The sequence below is a fragment of the Streptomyces sp. NPDC058308 genome (assembly GCF_042880275.1).
Lineage (GTDB): Bacteria > Actinomycetota > Actinomycetes > Streptomycetales > Streptomycetaceae > Streptomyces.
Window position 1 is genome coordinate 105,611 of the sequence record NZ_JBHVZA010000021.1, and the last position, 14,607, is coordinate 120,217.

Genomic DNA, 14,607 nt, shown 5'->3' on the forward strand with positions numbered 1-14,607 from the left:
AATCCGGAACTGATCGCGCCACGGATTGGTCCACCACTCGAAAGCGTGAGATGCCTCTACGGCTCGGCGGGTCAGTCGACGGTGACGGCGACGGAGTGCCGTCCGGAGGCGCCGTCGGGGATGGTCTGGGTGCGCTCGTCCGTCTGGGTCTCGCCGGTGCGGTCAGTGGCGCGGACGGTGACCGTGTGGCTGCCCTGGGTCGCCTGCCAGGCATACGACCACTGGCGCCAGGTGTCACGGGTGTCCTCGGCGGCGAGATCGGCCTCCTGCCAAGGCCCGTCGTCCACCTGGACCTCGACTTTGCCGATGCCGCGGTGCTGGGCCCAGGCCACGCCCGCGACCATGACCGTGCCGGCCTTCGGACGGCCGAAGGGCTTGAGGGTGTCGATGCGCGACTGGGTCTTGACCGGGGCGCGTTGGGCCCAGCCCCGCTTCACCCAGTAGGAGTCGTAGGCGTCGAAGGTGGTGAGTTCGATGTCCTGGATCCATTTGCAGGCCGAGACGTAGCCGTACAGGCCGGGCACCACCATGCGGACGGGAAAGCCGTGCTCGAACGGCAGCGGCTGCCCGTTCATGCCGACGGCGAGCATCGCGTCGCGGCCGTCCATGACGGCCTCCACCGGGGTGCCGATGGTCATTCCGTCCACGGAGCGGGCCACCAGCTGGTCCGCGGAGCCGCCCTTGGAGGGGGGCTTCACCCCGCACCGCTCCAGAAGGTCGCGGAGCCGGACGCCGGTCCAGCGGGCGTTGCCCGCGTAGGGCCCGCCGACCTCGTTGGACACGCAGGTCAAAGTGATGTCCCGTTCGATGAGCGGCATGCCGAGCAAGTCGTCGAAGGAGAGCCTCACTTCGCGCCCGACACCCTGGCCGTGGATGCGCAGCCGCCACCGGGTCGCGTCCACCTTGGGTACGACCAGGGCGGTGTCGACGCGGTAGAAGTCGCCGTTGGGGGTGGTGAACGGGCTGATGCCGTTGATCCGCAAGGCGGCACCGCGCGGCACGGGCGCGGCCTTCGAGGAGGGAACCGGCAGCGTCACGGCGTTGCGTGAGGCGACCGCCTGCTGGCCTTGTGTGCCGTTCAGGACCCGCCCGGCCAGACCGGCACCGGTCGACGCGGCGGCCGCCGCGGTGGCCGCGCGGATGAACCCCCGCCGGTCCCAGCCGGGTTCGGCCGCCGTCGCACCCGCCGGTGGCCCGCCGTCCGCTGACGGCACGGAACCGTCCGCCGACGGCACGGAACCGTCCGCCGACGGCACGGAACCGTCCACCGGTGCCATCGGACCCGTCGTCCGGTCGAGACGGCCGATCAGCCAGTACAGCAGGGCGGCCCCGGCGACGGCGCCGAGGGCGGAAGGCAGCGCGTCGGTGACACTGGTCGAGTCGGGACGGCCGACGGCGGCCAGCGCCCCGACGACACCGAAGGCCAGGACACCGCTCGGACCGGCCGGCCGCCAACGGGTCGCGACCATGCCGAGGACCAGGGCGAGCACGCCCAGCACGGTGAGGATGCCCAGCTGCAGGACCAGCTTGTCGTCGGTGCCGAACTGACGGATGGCCCAGTCCTTGACCGGCGCCGGTGTCCGGTCGATCGCGGCCCCACCGACCGCGACGACGGGCCCCGCTTCGGGCCGTACCGCGGCGGCGACCAGTTCGGCGACCGCGACCGCGGCGTATCCGGCCAGCAGGCCGCTCAGGGCGCCCAGAGACAGTCGTCCGGTGCCGCGAAGCGGCTGATGTGTCACGTCGTCCATGCTCAGGAATCCGTCCTTGCTCCGCGTCCGGATTGGTCGTTCACGCATACGACGCATAAGGCCCTCTCGTAACCGACGCATAAGGCCCTCTCGTAACCACCGTCCAGGCACACCCCTGACGGTCGCCCGGTGGCGCGGCCATGTCCAGGCGAGAGCCGCAGGACCGCGAACCCGCACGGCCAAGAGCCTTCGGTCCGGCCTGTTGCCGGGGCGGACCAATCCGCCACCGCCGTCGGCTCCGAATCATGGGAGTAGCCAGCGCCGTACGCCTGTTCCGTGGAGGACCGCTGCGTGAAGGAAGTCGTGCACATCGGATCCCGGACAACTCCGGGGCCCGATCTCCAAGAGCTCGTCACTCAGGTCGCCCAGGGCGACCAAAAGGCCTTCTCCGGCGTCTATGACGCCGTGGCGGGACCCGTCCTCGGGGTCGTCCGTGCCGTGCTGCGCGACCATGCCCAGTCCGAGGAAGTGGCCCAGGACGTCCTGCTGGAAGTATGGCGCACGGCGCCCCGCTACCGGCCGGACGTCGGAACGGCGCGGAACTGGATCCTCACGCTCGCCCACCGCAGGGCGGTGGACCGGGTGCGCTCCGTCCAAGCGTCCGCGGCCCGCGACCACAAGGCCGCACTCCTGGCGCGCGACCGGGACTTCGACGAGGTCAGCGAGCAGGTGGAGACCCGCCTGGAGCACGAGCAGGTACGCCGGTGCCTCCGGGCCCTGACCGAGGTCCAGCGGCAGTCCGTCACCTTGGCGTACTACCGTGGCCTGACCTACCGGCAGGTGGCCGAACTACTCGCTCTCCCGCTGGGAACGGTCAAGACCCGCCTCAGGGATGGACTCATCCGCCTTCGTGACTGCCTGGGGATCAGCGCATGAGCATCATCGACGATCCGCACACGCTCACCGGCGCCTACGCGATGCACGCGCTGGACGACGAGGAACGCGCGACGGTGGAGGAACACCTCGCGGCGTGCGACACCTGCGCACAGGAGGTGCGCGAGTTCACCGCGACCACGGCTCGCCTGGGGCAGGCCTCCGCGATCACGCCCCGCCAGGGCCTGAAGGACGAGGTGCTGCGCCGCATCACCACCGTCCGGCAGGAAGTCCCGCTCGCCAAGCCGGACCCCGGCCCCGGTGCCGTACGACAGCGGTCCCACCGTCTCTCCCGCTGGGCGCTCGCGGCCTGCCTGGTCGTGGCGGCGGGCCTGGGCGGCACCACCGTCTGGCAGCATCAGCAGGCCCAGGACGCCCGCGAGCGGGCGCAGCAGACGCAGCGTCAGGCGGACGGCGTCGCGGCGGTGCTTGCCGCACCGGACGCCAGGACCCGCACCGGCAGGCTGTCCGGCGGAGGCAGCGGGACCGTGGTCGTGTCCGCGAGCCGCGACCGGGCCGCGTTCCTGGCGACCGAGCTGCCCACTCCCCCGCGGGGCAAGGTCTACCAACTGTGGTTCAACGACGACGGCACCATGCGGCCCGCCGGGCTCCTGGACCCCGACAGGAGAACGGACTCCCTGCTGATGGACGGGCAGCTCGGCCGGGCGATCGGCATGGGCATCACCCTGGAGCCCGCCGGCGGGTCCTCGCGGCCCACCGGCGCACCGGTGGCGCTGATGGACTTCCCCGCCTGAGAGAGGCGGGGAAGTCGGTGGGGACCGGGCGTCAGGTGCGCCGGCCGTGGAAGATGCCCCACCTCACGTGTCCGTCCCGGCAGGCGGCGGCCATCTGCGGCAGGTTCGTTCGCAGCTGGTCGATGTACGCGGAGCTGACGCCGTCCACCAGGCCCGGGGACGGGGTGCGGACGGCCTCGGCCAGATGGCGGTAGTGCGTCTCGATGTGGTCGCTGAGGTCCTCGAATCCGACGTCGGTGAACCCGAGTGACCGCAGGTGCTCTTCGTAGAACCCGGGCGTGGCGAAGTCGGTGAGCCTCAGGCGCTCCGCCACCGACCGCAGTACGTCGCCGGGGGCGCCCTCCGCGATCATGATGTCGGTGAACACCAGGCGGCCGCCGGGCTTGAGAACCCGTCGTGCCTCCCGGAGCACGCCGGGCCGGTCGCCGCTGTGGCACAGGGCTTCCTGGGACCAGACGACCTCGAACGACGCGTCGGGGGCGGGGATGTCCTGGAAGGAACCGGACACCACCTCGATCCGGTCGTCGAGGCCGCGCCGCGCGTTGAGCTCGCGGTGCCTGGTGTTCTGGACCTCGCTGATGTTCAGGGCCACGACGCGGCAGCCGAACTCACCGGCCAGCCTGCGGGCCGCGCCTCCGAAGCCGGATCCCAGATCCAGGACCGACGTGCCGGGGCCGAGCCCGTCGCCCGCCTTCGCGGCCATCCGCGCGACGGTTCGCCCGGCGGCCGCGGCGATCCCCGCCTGCCCGTCCGCGTACACCTCGTCCTCGTACACCCCGACGTGGATGTCCTCGCCGCCCCACGTATGGGCGTAGAAGGCGTCGATGTCATCTGTGTCGTAGTACGCGCGAGCCACATCGGTGGCACGCGCCGCGTTGTCCTCAGTCATGGGGGCATTCCTCGGCAGGGGCGGCGCGGCACAAACCCGACTTTCGGACACGCTCGCGTGGCCACGTCCGGGAAAAGAGTTGGACGGTGCGGTGTCCGGGCTTGTAGCGTGCGATCGACCGTGACACCGCCCGAGGAGGTGAGACCCATGAACGACGTATCGACGTGGGTGCTCCCCCTTACCGTCACGGCCGGCGACTGACGCAGGTGTCGCCGGGAGCGCCTCGACCACAAGGCACTCCTGAAGGGCACCACCCATGGACTCTTTGCACGTCACCGCCGAGTCGTCGCCGGACGCACCCCGTATGTTCGACGTGATCATTGCCGGATGCGGCCCGACCGGCGCGATGCTCGCCGCCGAACTGCGGCTGCACGATGTACGGGTACTCGTCCTGGAGAAGGAGACCGAGCCCGTTTCGTTCGTCCGCATCGTCGGTCTGCACATCCGCAGTCTTGAGCTGATGGCGATGCGCGGACTGCTCGACCGTCTTCTCGCCCACGGCAGGCGGCGTCCGGCCGCCGGATTCTTCGCCGCCATCGACAAACCCGCGCCCAAGGACCTGGATTCCGCGCACGCCTATCTGCTGGGCATCCCGCAGCCGGTCGTCGTCGCCCAGCTCGAAGACCACGCGGCCCGCCTGGGCGCCCAGGTCCGGCGCGGTGGCGCGGTGGCCGGTTTCGAGCAGGACGACGAGGGTGTGACCGTCGAGCTCGCCGACGGCGAGCAGCTGCGTGCGCGCTATCTCGTCGGCTGTGACGGCGGGCACAGTACGGTGCGCAAGCTGCTCGGCGTCGGTTTCCCCGGCGAGCCCTCGCAGACCGAGACGCTGATGGGCGAGATGAAGGTGGGCGTGGCGCGGGAGGAGGTCGCCGCCAAGGTGGCCGACATCGGCAGGACCAACAAGCGATTCTGGCTCAGGCCCTTCGGCGAAGAGGCCTACAGCGTCGTGGTCCCCGCCGCGGGAGTCAGCGACCGCGCGGACCCGCCCACCCTCGATGACTTCAAGCAACAGCTGCGCGCCGTCGCCGGAACCGATTTCGGCGTGCACTCCCCGCGCTGGCTGTCCCGCTTCGGGGATGCCACCCGGCTGGCGGACCGGTATCGGCTCGGGCGTGTGCTGCTGGCCGGCGATGCGGCACACATCCATCCGCCCACCGGCGGACAGGGCCTCAACCTGGGCGTTCAGGACGCGTTCAACCTCGGCTGGAAACTGGCCGCACAGATCCGCGGCTGGGCGCCGGACACACTCCTCGACACCTACGAGGCCGAACGCCGTCCGGTCGCCGAGGAGGTCCTCGACAACACCCGCGCCCAGATGGAACTGCACTCCCCCGAACCGGGCCCGCAGGCCGTGCGCAGACTGCTCGCGGAACTGATGGACTTCGACGAGGTGAACCGCCGGCTCATCGAGAAGATCACCGCGATCAACATCCGCTACGACTTCGGCGAAGGCCCCGACCTGCTGGGCCGCCGTCTGCGCGACATCGACGTGAAACAGGGCCGCCTCTACGACCAGCTGCACAGCGGCCGAGGCCTGCTCCTCGACCGCACCGAACGCCTGACCGTCGGCGGTTGGTCGGACCGGGTCGATCACCTGGCGGACCGCACGGCGGCACTGGACGTTCCGTGCGTCCTGCTGCGCCCGGACGGTCACGTCGCCTGGATCGGCGACGATCAGCGGGAGCTCGACGCCCACCTCTCCCGCTGGTTCGGCGGGCCTGTCGGCTGATCCAGCGGCGACGGAGGTGCCTCCACCCGCGTGGCGAGCTCGGCCCCGCACCTCGATCACTGACAGCGGTGCTCAGGGCAGACCAGGTGCAGCCCGGAGGAGGCGCCCCCGTCGGTCACCGGCTCAGGGCTCGCCATTCGGGAGCGAGAATCGCCCAGACCTGCTTGTCGTGGCGCGCTCCCCCGTACGGCCATGCCTCGCGCCGTACACCCTCCAGTGTCATGCCGAGCCGCTTGGCCACCGCCGAGCTGCGGTCGTTGTCGGCCCGGCAGTGCCACTCGGCGCGGTGCAGCCCCCGGGACGTGAGCGCCCAGTCCAGCAGTACGCCGCACGCCTGCGTGACCAGACCGTGGCCTTCCGCGGACGGCTCCAGCCAGCAGCCGATCTCGCACGCACCGGCAGCGGCCCGGAAGTCGGTGAACATCACGCCGCCGACAAGGACGCCGTCCCGCCACATGCCGTACAGCCGGGCACCGTCGTCGGCCTGACGTTCGGCATAGCGCTTGAGCGTGGCCCGCGCACCCGCCACGTCGTCGGTGACGAACCCGGCGCCGACCCACGGGCGGATGTGCTCGCGGGCCCGGTCCAGGTGCTCGGCGAACTCCTCGGCATGCCAGACCTCCAGCGGAGCCAGGCGGGCACCATCGCGCAGCGACAGCGAGAACATGAGGGCCTCCCTATTTACATAACACGCGTTATGGCAATGTACCGTGGCGGCATGCCACGCACCAAGGGAGATCACGAAGCCCGCCGGCGCGACGTGTCCGAGGCGGTCTGGCAGGTCATGGCCACGCACGGCTTCGCGGGCCTGACGCTGCGCGCCGTCGCCGCCGAGCTCGGGGCGACCACCGGCCTGCTCACGCACTACTTCCCCACGAAGCGGGCCCTGGTGGAGTACGCCCTCGACCTGCTCGAACAGCGCACGCTCAACCGCCCCCGCCGTGCGTCGGGCAACGGTCTGGCCGCGCTCAGGGACGCGCTCCTGGACATCCTGCCGCTCACCCCCGAGGCCGTCGACAGCAACCGGATCTGGGTCTCCTCCTGGGACACCGCGCTGTCCGACCCCGCCCTGAGCGCCGACTACGCCCGCAAGTACGCCCAGGGCCGCGACAGGGTGCGCGAGCGGGTGATCGCGGCCCAGGAGCTCGGCGAGCTGCCCCCCGGCGATCCCACGGACATCGCGGCCGGCGCGGAGTCCTTCACTCTCGGCCTGGTGGTCCAGGCCTTGTTCGACCCGGCGGCGTTCCCGCCGCAGCGACAGGTGAAGCTCCTGGACGACTACCTCGCCGCACTGACCACGCGGACCTGACCGTGCCGGACGGCGGCGCGCGGCTCAGCTGTCGAGTGCGGCGGTCCGGCGCTGTTCGGCGCGGTGGGCGAGCGTGCCGGGGACGCGACGCCGACCGGGTGGCCTCGGGGCGGCGCGGCCGTCGTATCGCCCGCCTCGGCGTCCGGGGCAGTCAGACTGCGCGGGACCGGACGCCGCCGACCCTCCCGGAGCCCGCCCATGCCCCAGCCTCCCGCAGATCCCGCCGAGCCGGACACCGTCCCCGCCCTCTGCGGCCACACGCACCTGTTCCCGGGCGCCCGGTGCCGTCTGCAGGGACTGTCCGACCCTCGCGCCTTCGCCCTCGCGCCACGATCGGTCGGCGTGGACCTGCGCTTCTCCGACGCGGTGTTCGTCGACGCGGAACTGCACACCGGGGACCCCGCGGGTCCCGTGCTCACCGTCCCGGCCCACACCACCGCCGCCGGCACGCGTATCGACGAACGCGCCTGGCTGGTACGGGAGTTCACGCCGGAAGGAGCCGAGGTCGAGCTGACGATCGGCAGCCGCGTCCCGTCCTGAGCGGCCGCAGCGCCCTGACGCCCCGCGGTAGCCGTTCCCGCCGCGGGCGTCAGCTCCCGCCGCTCAGCGCCCCAGCGCCTTCTTCAGCTGCTGCTTGTTCATCGAGGAACGGCCCTCGACGTTCTTCTTCTTGGCCTCTTCGTAGAGCTGGTCCTTGGTGGGGCCCTGGGCGCCGCTGTGCGAGCGCTCCCCGCCGCGCTGCGAAGCCGATTTCGGGTCCTTCGTCGACGTCTTGCCGGCGGTCTTCGACTCGCCGGAGCGGGCCCGCTCCTTGTTGACCGTGCGCGCCGCGATCTCCTTGGCGCGGCCCTTGGACGCCCCGCGGTCCTCGGCGCTGTCCTTGATGTGTTCGTACTGGCGCTCACGCTTGTTGCTGGATCCGGCCGGCATGGTGACCTCGCTTTCTCATCGACACCGCACACAGCACGCGGTGGTGCGCGGCAGCCTCCTTTGTGGGCATAGCGCCCAGTTTCACACCAGTACCCTGACCCCGCCCGGTCAACCGGCCCGCCCTGCGCCACCGGACGTACGCAGGTGGTGAGGGCGCTGCCCGATCACACCGCCTGGTGGTCCGCCGTCTCTCCGGCCGGCTCGTCGGCCAGGACCACGGCGGCCTTGATGCGCTTGCCCACGGGTTCGCGGTGCACCTCGAAACTGCGGCACACCGCCGTGACGATCTCCAGTCCGTGCTGGCCGATCCGGCTCGCGTCGGGGGCGAGGACCACCGGCATCGTCGCGCTGCTGTCCCACACGGTCACTTCGACCGCTCCTTCACCGACCCCGAGGGTCAGCAGACACGGTCCGGGAGCGTATTTGCGGGCGTTGGTCACCAGCTCGCTCACCACAAGTTGAATCATGCCGACCACCCTTGCCGACACCGGCAGCCCGTGCAGGGACTGCAACGATGTCAGGAAGTCACGAGCCATGCCGCGCGCGACAGCGATCTCTTCGCTGCCGTCGAAGGCCGCGGACGTCTCGATGGTGCGGCCCGCCAGGAGTCGCTGCTCCTCGCTCTGCCCAGCCAGGTTCATACAGTTCGCCTCACTGCCGAAGCGTCGTCATTCAACCATCCGCTTACCCCGGAATCACCACCGCATGCCCCGCACGTGCTTGCCACGGACGGTGGTCAGGGAACGGCCCCGCGGACGCTCGGACCAGGCCCGTTCCCCGCGGCCTCAGCTTGCGGGGAACTCCGGCGGTCGGGCGGGCGCAGGCCCTCGTGCACGATATTACGGGCCAGTCGCCCTTCGCCCAGATCGATCTGCACGCCCGCGGCGCCCGGCAGCGCTGCCGTGCCGACAGCGGGTCCCGGCGCCATAGACTTGTGGAGCCGTTTCCCGGACGGGTTCGGCCGGGCAGGACGACATGGTTCGGCCAGGCGGGAGGTGTGTGGTCGTGGCTGCGAAGGGCGACCTTGCCGCCGTGCTGGGGAGCCTGCGCCCGGCTCCCGGCGGCGGAGGTCTGGTCGGGGCCGACGCGGCGCGGTGCGCCGCCGTGCTGGGCTTCGACGGTGTGGCGGTGTCCGTGACGGTCGGCGGCCAGTACAACGAGTTGTTGTGGGCCTCCGTCGGCGCCAGCACCCGCTTGGAGGACCTGCAGTTCACGCTGGGGCAGGGGCCGGGCCCTGACGTCGCCGCCTCGGGCAGAGCCGTCGCCGCGCCGGATCTGACGCGCGAGCCTGACGACCGGTGGCCGGCCCTGCTGCCGGAGGCTCTGGCGCTGGGGATCGGTGCGGTGTTCTGTCTTCCGTTGCGGGCGGGCACCGTCTGCCTGGGCACCATGACGCTGCAGCGCGCCAGACCCGGCCCGCCCCGGGAGCGGCCGCCCGGCGACGCGTTGCTCGTCGCGCACGCCCTGACCGCCGCGCTGGTCCAGGACGGTGAGCAGTGGGACGCCTTCACCGCCGGGGAGAACGGCTCGCACTTCTACCGCGCGGCGGTGCACCAGGCCGCCGGGATGATCAGTGTGCAGGCCGACGTGCCCCTGGCCGAGGCGCTGGTCCTGCTGCGTGCCCACGCGTTCCGCAACGGCCTGCCGGTGGTCGAGGTCGCCGAGGACGTGGTGGCCCGGCGGGTGCGTTTTCGCCAGGATGATGGAGACGAGCCGGGCGCGTATGGCCGGCAGAGGGACTGAAGGGCCATGACTCGAGAAGAACGCCTGCTGGCGGCCGTCATCGACGCGGTCGACACGCTCGTCGACGACTTCGATCTGATCGACTTCCTGCACACGCTGTGCGATCGCTGCACCGAGCTGCTCGATGTGTCGGCGGTCGGTGTCATGCTCGAAGACCCGGGCGGCACACTCCAGTTGATAGCCGCCTCCGACGAACACACCAGGCTGCTGGAACTCTTCGCCCTCCAGCACGACCAGGGCCCCTGCGTGGAGTGCCATCGCAGCGGCGCGGTGCGGCTGAACGTCGACCTCACCTCGCCCGAACAGACGGCCCCTTTCCCGGTCTTCGCGGCTCGGGCCCGCCAGGCCGGGTTCCGCGCGACGCACGCACTGCCGTTGCGTCTGCGCGACGAAGTCATCGGCGCCCTGAACCTCTTCGGCACCCGCCCGCAGGACCTCGTCCCCGCCGACGCACGGGTCGCGCAGGCCCTGGCGGACGTGGTGACCATCGCCATCCTGCAGCACCGCACCGCCGCCCACGCCAACCAGCGACGCGCCCAGATGCACGCCGCCCTGACCAGCCGCGTCGTCATCGAGCAGGCCAAGGGCATCCTCGCCGAACACTGGAACACCGACGTGGACACCGCTTTCGGCGCCCTGCGCCGCCACGCCCGCTCGCACCGGCTCGGCCTCGTCCTGCTGTGCCGCCAACTCGTCGACGGTGACGTCGATGCCGACGCCCTACACTTCCCCTGACCGCCCTTCGACCGGAATACGGCAGCTCCATGACCCCCGTTGGAACACGCCATGCATGAGGACGAACACGCCGCCGCCTGGCGCCGGATCGGCGCCACCGCCGGGAACATCTCCCTCGCCACGGCCTGTCGGGCCTGCGCGGTGGACACGGGCGCCGACAGCCTGGGCGTGTCCCTGATCGTCACCGGAGAGCTGCGCCTGCTGGGTTACGCCAGCGACGAGCGCGCCCGGCGCCTGGAGGACGCCCAGCTCACCACCGGAGAGGGCCCCTGCACCGACGCCTTCGTACAGCGCGCCCTGGTCGAAGAGGCAGACCTGGACCGGGCGTACGACCGGTGGCCCGCCTTCGGCCAGGTCGCCGCCGGACAGCGGATGCGCTCCGTGTCAGCCCTGCCCCTCACCACCGGCCACCTGCGCATCGGCGCCCTGGACCTCTACCGCGCCGCACCGGGCGTGCTCGACGCCCGCCACAAGGCCATGGCGTACGCCTACGCCCGTGTCCTCGCCCTGCTCGCCCTCGACGAACACCCCCACCTGCTCACCGCCCAGCACCGCCCCTCCCGGCCCGGACCGCAGGGCTACCCGCCCAGCGTCCACATGGCCGCCGGTGTCCTCGCCGAGAGGTATCAGCTGGCCCCCGACGACGCCCTGGCCCGCATGCGGGCCAGCGCCTTCCGCCACGACCAGCCGCTCCACCAGATCGCCGACCACGTCATGACCCACCGGTCCCTGGACTGAGCGTCCGGTTCCGCGCCGCGGGACGCAGCGCGGCGAGCAGGTCGGCGAGGCCGCCGGGGGCCCGGCCGCGCAGGCGGGCCGCCGTGTGGACGGGGTGACGGTCGGTGCGGGCGATGCGGTGGCCGCTCGCGGCAAGGCGTCTCACGAGGTCGCGGTCCTCGCCGGTGGGCAGCGCGGCGAAGCCGCCCACCCGCCGGTAGGCCGTGGCCGACAGGCCCATGTTCGCGCCGTGGACGTGCGGGTGCTCCCATGCCGTGCCCGCACCCGCCGACGGCCGGGTACGGAAGTAGTCGGCGTCGTGCCGCGCCACGATGAGGGAGCCGGACGCGGTCGTGGCGAGCCGGATGGTGCCGAGGACCACGTCGTAACCGCGTCGCGCCAGGGCGATCTGGTGGGTGAGCCAGCTCTCGGGCACGGTGGTGTCGGCGTCCGTCACCGCCAGCCACACGTCCGGTGCGGTGTCCGCGAGCAGTTCCATCGCGCGCCCTGCGGCGGCCGCCCGCGCGGCTCCGACGTTGTGTCCTTCGACCTTCACGACCTCGGCCCCGCCGTCCGCCGCGAGGGTCGCGGTGGCGTCCGTGCAGGCGTCGGCGGCCACCACGATCAGCACGGGGAGCGGTGCCGCCCGCGCCGCGGCCCGGTGCACGCTGCGCAGACAGGCCTCGATGCGGCGCTCCTCGTTGTGCGCGGGGACCACGACGGCCAGGGCCGCGGGGATCACGCAAGCCCTTCCGCGCGGGCCGGCGAGAGCACCGGGCCCCCGTCCGAGCGGTGTTCGTGGACGGTGAGGGTGAAGTCGGGGTCGTCGTAGCGGGCCAGCCGGTTCAGGCCGGTCAGGGTGTCGAGGTGGCCCGCGATGTCCCGGCCCGTGCAGCTGTGTTCGGCGACGGGGTGGTTCCAGTGCACGGTGACCAGGTGGCCACCCGCGCTCAGGCCCGCCACACTGCGGTCGAGCAGCTGTGCACGGGTGCCGGCGTCGAAGTAGTAGAGGAGCTCCGACAGCACGACGAGGTCGAAGGTCTCCTCGGGCCACTGCTCGGGCACGGTCATCCGCCGCACGCTGACGTGCTCAAGGCCGGTGGTGCGCCGCGCGGCCATGTCGACGGCCGGGGCGGCGCGGTCGGCGGACAGCAGGCGGTCGCAGCGGGCGGCAAGGAGTTCGGTCAACACGCCCACCGAGCAGCCGGGTTCGAACGCCCGCGCATAGCGGGGGCGGGGCAGCGCCGCGACGGTCAGGTCGTACTTTCGGCGGTCGTACCACCGCTCGCCCAGGTGCCAGGGGTCGGCGGCCCGCGCGTACTGGTCGTCGAAGTAGCCGGCGGGGGTGTTCATCGCATCACCGTCTCGAAGGCGCGGGTGTGGTGGGCGATCTCCCCCGGCGGCAGGACGGGCGCGATGCCGGGTCCGCGGGGCTCCAGCTGGCTGGCGAAGCGCGCGACGGCCGCCTTCTTCCGGCCGAGCGCGACGTCGCCGAGCGGCAGGACGCCGAGGCGGTGCCACGGCACGCGGGGGTCCTCGGGGCTGGCCCAGTGCCACATCCACACCGGGTACGACCACAGCGGGACCGACGTACGCAGACAGGCACGCCTGGCGGCCCGCCCCGCGGCCTCGTGATCGCTGTGCAGGTCGCCCTCCCACGGCGCCACGCACACGGCCGCCCCGACCGTGTCCAGGAACGCGCCGATCAGCGCCGCCGCGTCGTCCTCGTACGCGTCGAGTGCGGTGTCGGACAGCCCGGCGTGCACGGGCTCGGGCAGCGGTCCGAGTTCGGCGAGGGCCGCGGCCAGCTCGCCCCTGCGCCGCGCCGCCAACTCGGCCTGGGCAGAGCCGGATGCGGGGCCGTGGGACGCCTCCCCGTCGGTCAGGCACACGGTGCGGACCTCGACGCCGGTGGCGCGCAGGGCGGCGATGGTGCCGCCGAACCCCAGGACCTCGTCGTCGGGGTGGGCCGCCACCACCACGACCGGCCCCGTCGGAAGGTCCAGGCGCGGCAGCCGTTCCGGCAGGCGCGCCGCCCGCCACGCGGTCTCGTCGGTCCCCCGCGCGTCGATGGCCGCGGCGGCGGCCCGTCTCGTGCGCGCGGGGCTCGCGGTGCGCGGCGTGCTCATCGCTCGGCTCCCACGGCCTCCGCGGTGCTCAGGCGGCCGAGTTCGGCGAGGTTCGCCTCCGCGTGGTGCTGGCGGACGTAGACCGTCAGGTCCGCCACCGCGCGGGCATGCTCCTCGTCGTGGCAGAGCGGTCCGGCTCCCGTGGCCCGTCCCACGCGCTCAAGTACCTCCGTGCAGACCTTCTCGACCAGCGCCCGTACCCGCAGGCCGCGCACCCGTGCCTCCCCGCGCGCGTCGAGGGGGTCGGCGTCGATGTCCTCGCCGGCCTGCCGCATCAGGGTGCCCGCGGTGTGCAGCAGCAGGTCGACGGCGCCCAGATGGGCCGCCGCGTGATCGTTGAGGCGCCCCGCCGCGGCCCGCTCGTACAGCGGCGCGGCCACCGCGTGGGCGCCGCCGAGCCAGCAGGCGGCGACGCCGACGCCGCCGTGCAGGAAACCGGGCCGCTCCAGATAGGCGTCCACCTCGCCGACGGCCCGCGCGGGTACGTCGGCGAACGACACGTCCAGGCTGTCGCTGCCGGCCATGCCGATCGCGGGCCACGTGCCCGGCACCGGCGTCACGCCGGGGTGCTCCAGTGCCACCGCGAAGAGCCGGTAGCCGTCGTCCGCGTCCGCGCTCACCAGTGCGTGCGTGCAGGCACGGGCGCCGGAGCAGTACGGCTTGAGGCCGCTGAGCGTCCAGCCCCGGCCGGTCCGTGCCGCGCGCACGCCGGGGCCCGGCGGACGCGCCGCCCACACCCCCCACCGCTCCCCCGGCCCTGGCGACGAACCCTCCACTTCGTGGCGGATCGCCACCGCGTCCAGATGCCCCTCGGCGAGCCGTGCCAGCGACAGGTCACGCCGCCCCAGCGCGGTGAGGGCGGCGAACCGGCGGGCCGTCGACCGGCCGGGCAGCGGCACATCGGCCGCCTCCTCGGCGACGAAGCGGGCGAACAGCTCCGCGGTGCGCCGCTCCGGAGCGCCCGGCGGCCGCAGGTGTTCGGGCAGCTCGGGGGGCGTGGTGATCACGGGGGCCTCCTGCATCCTCGACGACGTCGACGCTCAGCCG

17 protein-coding genes are annotated in these 14,607 nt (G+C 72.5%); 8 read left to right on the plus strand and 9 right to left on the minus strand.

Features of this window, described 5'->3' with window-relative positions; translation table 11 throughout:
* Positions 1 to 71: 71 nt before the first annotated feature.
* A complete protein-coding gene (locus ACFVYL_RS26465) occupies positions 72 to 1,751 on the minus strand; it encodes a sulfite oxidase (protein ID WP_389720003.1) in 1,680 nt (559 codons plus the stop codon).
* A 291-nt stretch (positions 1,752 to 2,042) separates the two neighbouring features.
* On the opposite strand from ACFVYL_RS26465, the gene ACFVYL_RS26470 reads away from it, so the two are divergent.
* Together ACFVYL_RS26470 and ACFVYL_RS26475 are read left to right on the plus strand one after the other, a co-directional pair.
* Positions 2,043 to 2,627, plus strand: coding sequence for a sigma-70 family RNA polymerase sigma factor (locus ACFVYL_RS26470; RefSeq protein WP_389720004.1), 585 nt, complete (start codon positions 2,043 to 2,045; stop codon positions 2,625 to 2,627).
* Entirely contained in the window at positions 2,624 to 3,379 is a 756-nt protein-coding gene (locus tag ACFVYL_RS26475; RefSeq protein ID WP_389720006.1) for an anti-sigma factor domain-containing protein, read from the plus strand. The genes ACFVYL_RS26470 and ACFVYL_RS26475 overlap by 4 nt, the downstream gene beginning before the upstream one ends.
* Positions 3,380 to 3,410: 31 nt before the next feature.
* Here the strand turns inward: ACFVYL_RS26475 and ACFVYL_RS26480 are convergent, their stop codons facing one another.
* Complete coding sequence (locus ACFVYL_RS26480; RefSeq protein ID WP_389720008.1) at positions 3,411 to 4,268, minus strand: SAM-dependent methyltransferase; 858 nt, start codon at positions 4,266 to 4,268, stop codon at positions 3,411 to 3,413.
* A gap of 256 nt (positions 4,269 to 4,524) precedes the next feature.
* Between ACFVYL_RS26480 and rox the strand changes: the two genes are divergently transcribed.
* Positions 4,525 to 5,997 (plus strand): rifampin monooxygenase, encoded by a 1,473-nt coding sequence (rox, locus tag ACFVYL_RS26485; RefSeq protein WP_389720010.1) that lies wholly within the window; start codon positions 4,525 to 4,527, stop codon positions 5,995 to 5,997.
* A gap of 115 nt (positions 5,998 to 6,112) precedes the next feature.
* Here the strand turns inward: rox and ACFVYL_RS26490 are convergent, their stop codons facing one another.
* The gene (locus tag ACFVYL_RS26490; protein ID WP_389720012.1) at positions 6,113 to 6,664 is read right to left on the minus strand and encodes a GNAT family N-acetyltransferase; all 552 of its coding nucleotides are present in this window, start codon (positions 6,662 to 6,664) and stop codon (positions 6,113 to 6,115) included.
* Positions 6,665 to 6,715: 51 nt separating this feature from the next.
* On the opposite strand from ACFVYL_RS26490, the gene ACFVYL_RS26495 reads away from it, so the two are divergent.
* Positions 6,716 to 7,306: a TetR/AcrR family transcriptional regulator gene (locus ACFVYL_RS26495; protein WP_389720014.1), complete on the plus strand. Its 591-nt coding sequence runs from the start codon at positions 6,716 to 6,718 to the stop codon at positions 7,304 to 7,306.
* Positions 7,307 to 7,504: 198 nt separating this feature from the next.
* Positions 7,505 to 7,846, plus strand: a complete 342-nt coding sequence (locus tag ACFVYL_RS26500) for a hypothetical protein (protein WP_389720016.1) — start codon at positions 7,505 to 7,507, stop codon at positions 7,844 to 7,846.
* 63 nt (positions 7,847 to 7,909) lie between these two features.
* On the opposite strand, the gene ACFVYL_RS26505 is transcribed toward ACFVYL_RS26500, so the two are convergent.
* Both ACFVYL_RS26505 and ACFVYL_RS26510 read right to left on the minus strand, forming a co-directional pair.
* Positions 7,910 to 8,236, minus strand: a complete 327-nt coding sequence (locus tag ACFVYL_RS26505) for a plasmid stabilization protein (protein WP_389720017.1) — start codon at positions 8,234 to 8,236, stop codon at positions 7,910 to 7,912.
* Between the two features lie 164 nt (positions 8,237 to 8,400).
* Positions 8,401 to 8,877, minus strand: a complete 477-nt coding sequence (locus ACFVYL_RS26510; RefSeq protein WP_389720019.1) for an ATP-binding protein — start codon at positions 8,875 to 8,877, stop codon at positions 8,401 to 8,403.
* A gap of 364 nt (positions 8,878 to 9,241) precedes the next feature.
* Between ACFVYL_RS26510 and ACFVYL_RS26515 the strand changes: the two genes are divergently transcribed.
* From ACFVYL_RS26515 to ACFVYL_RS26525, 3 genes are read left to right on the plus strand one after another with little or no spacing between them, the layout of a single operon-like run.
* Positions 9,242 to 9,979 (plus strand): GAF domain-containing protein, encoded by a 738-nt coding sequence (locus tag ACFVYL_RS26515; RefSeq protein ID WP_389720020.1) that lies wholly within the window; start codon positions 9,242 to 9,244, stop codon positions 9,977 to 9,979.
* Between the two features lie 6 nt (positions 9,980 to 9,985).
* Positions 9,986 to 10,714 carry a GAF and ANTAR domain-containing protein gene (locus ACFVYL_RS26520; RefSeq protein ID WP_389720021.1) on the plus strand — a complete coding sequence of 243 codons (729 nt, stop codon included), beginning with the start codon at positions 9,986 to 9,988 and terminating at the stop codon, positions 10,712 to 10,714.
* Between the two features lie 51 nt (positions 10,715 to 10,765).
* Positions 10,766 to 11,452 carry a GAF and ANTAR domain-containing protein gene (locus ACFVYL_RS26525; RefSeq protein WP_389720023.1) on the plus strand — a complete coding sequence of 229 codons (687 nt, stop codon included), beginning with the start codon at positions 10,766 to 10,768 and terminating at the stop codon, positions 11,450 to 11,452.
* On the opposite strand, the gene ACFVYL_RS26530 is transcribed toward ACFVYL_RS26525, so the two are convergent.
* The 4 genes from ACFVYL_RS26530 to ACFVYL_RS26545 are packed head-to-tail and all read right to left on the minus strand — an operon-like array spanning position 11,427 to position 14,564.
* On the minus strand, positions 11,427 to 12,173 hold the full coding sequence (locus tag ACFVYL_RS26530) for a glycosyltransferase (protein ID WP_389720024.1): 747 nt from the start codon (positions 12,171 to 12,173) through the stop codon (positions 11,427 to 11,429). The two genes, ACFVYL_RS26525 and ACFVYL_RS26530, sit on opposite strands and share 26 nt — an antisense overlap.
* Positions 12,170 to 12,784 (minus strand): SAM-dependent methyltransferase, encoded by a 615-nt coding sequence (locus tag ACFVYL_RS26535; protein ID WP_389720026.1) that lies wholly within the window; start codon positions 12,782 to 12,784, stop codon positions 12,170 to 12,172. Before ACFVYL_RS26535 ends, ACFVYL_RS26530 begins: the two co-directional genes overlap by 4 nt.
* Positions 12,781 to 13,560: a PIG-L deacetylase family protein gene (locus ACFVYL_RS26540; protein ID WP_389720028.1), complete on the minus strand. Its 780-nt coding sequence runs from the start codon at positions 13,558 to 13,560 to the stop codon at positions 12,781 to 12,783. The genes ACFVYL_RS26535 and ACFVYL_RS26540 overlap by 4 nt, the downstream gene beginning before the upstream one ends.
* Positions 13,557 to 14,564, minus strand: coding sequence for an acyl-CoA dehydrogenase (locus ACFVYL_RS26545; protein WP_389720105.1), 1,008 nt, complete (start codon positions 14,562 to 14,564; stop codon positions 13,557 to 13,559). Before ACFVYL_RS26545 ends, ACFVYL_RS26540 begins: the two co-directional genes overlap by 4 nt.
* Between the last annotated feature and the right edge of the window lie 43 nt (positions 14,565 to 14,607).

Bases quoted from the DNA above. Each gene is read 5' to 3' on its own strand.
- ACFVYL_RS26475 (WP_389720006.1), top strand. From the start codon at position 2,624: ATGAGCATCATCGACGATCCGCACACGCTCACCGGCGCCTACGCGATG.
- ACFVYL_RS26500 (WP_389720016.1), top strand. From the start codon at position 7,505: ATGCCCCAGCCTCCCGCAGATCCCGCCGAGCCGGACACCGTCCCCGCC.
- ACFVYL_RS26465 (WP_389720003.1), bottom strand. From the start codon at position 1,751: ATGGACGACGTGACACATCAGCCGCTTCGCGGCACCGGACGACTGTCT.
- ACFVYL_RS26495 (WP_389720014.1), top strand. From the start codon at position 6,716: ATGCCACGCACCAAGGGAGATCACGAAGCCCGCCGGCGCGACGTGTCC.
- ACFVYL_RS26535 (WP_389720026.1), bottom strand. From the start codon at position 12,784: ATGAACACCCCCGCCGGCTACTTCGACGACCAGTACGCGCGGGCCGCC.
- ACFVYL_RS26480 (WP_389720008.1), bottom strand. From the start codon at position 4,268: ATGACTGAGGACAACGCGGCGCGTGCCACCGATGTGGCTCGCGCGTAC.
- ACFVYL_RS26525 (WP_389720023.1), top strand. From the start codon at position 10,766: ATGCATGAGGACGAACACGCCGCCGCCTGGCGCCGGATCGGCGCCACC.
- rox (WP_389720010.1), top strand. From the start codon at position 4,525: ATGGACTCTTTGCACGTCACCGCCGAGTCGTCGCCGGACGCACCCCGT.
- ACFVYL_RS26540 (WP_389720028.1), bottom strand. From the start codon at position 13,560: ATGAGCACGCCGCGCACCGCGAGCCCCGCGCGCACGAGACGGGCCGCC.
- ACFVYL_RS26520 (WP_389720021.1), top strand. From the start codon at position 9,986: ATGACTCGAGAAGAACGCCTGCTGGCGGCCGTCATCGACGCGGTCGAC.
- ACFVYL_RS26505 (WP_389720017.1), bottom strand. From the start codon at position 8,236: ATGCCGGCCGGATCCAGCAACAAGCGTGAGCGCCAGTACGAACACATC.
- ACFVYL_RS26510 (WP_389720019.1), bottom strand. From the start codon at position 8,877: ATGAACCTGGCTGGGCAGAGCGAGGAGCAGCGACTCCTGGCGGGCCGC.
- ACFVYL_RS26490 (WP_389720012.1), bottom strand. From the start codon at position 6,664: ATGTTCTCGCTGTCGCTGCGCGATGGTGCCCGCCTGGCTCCGCTGGAG.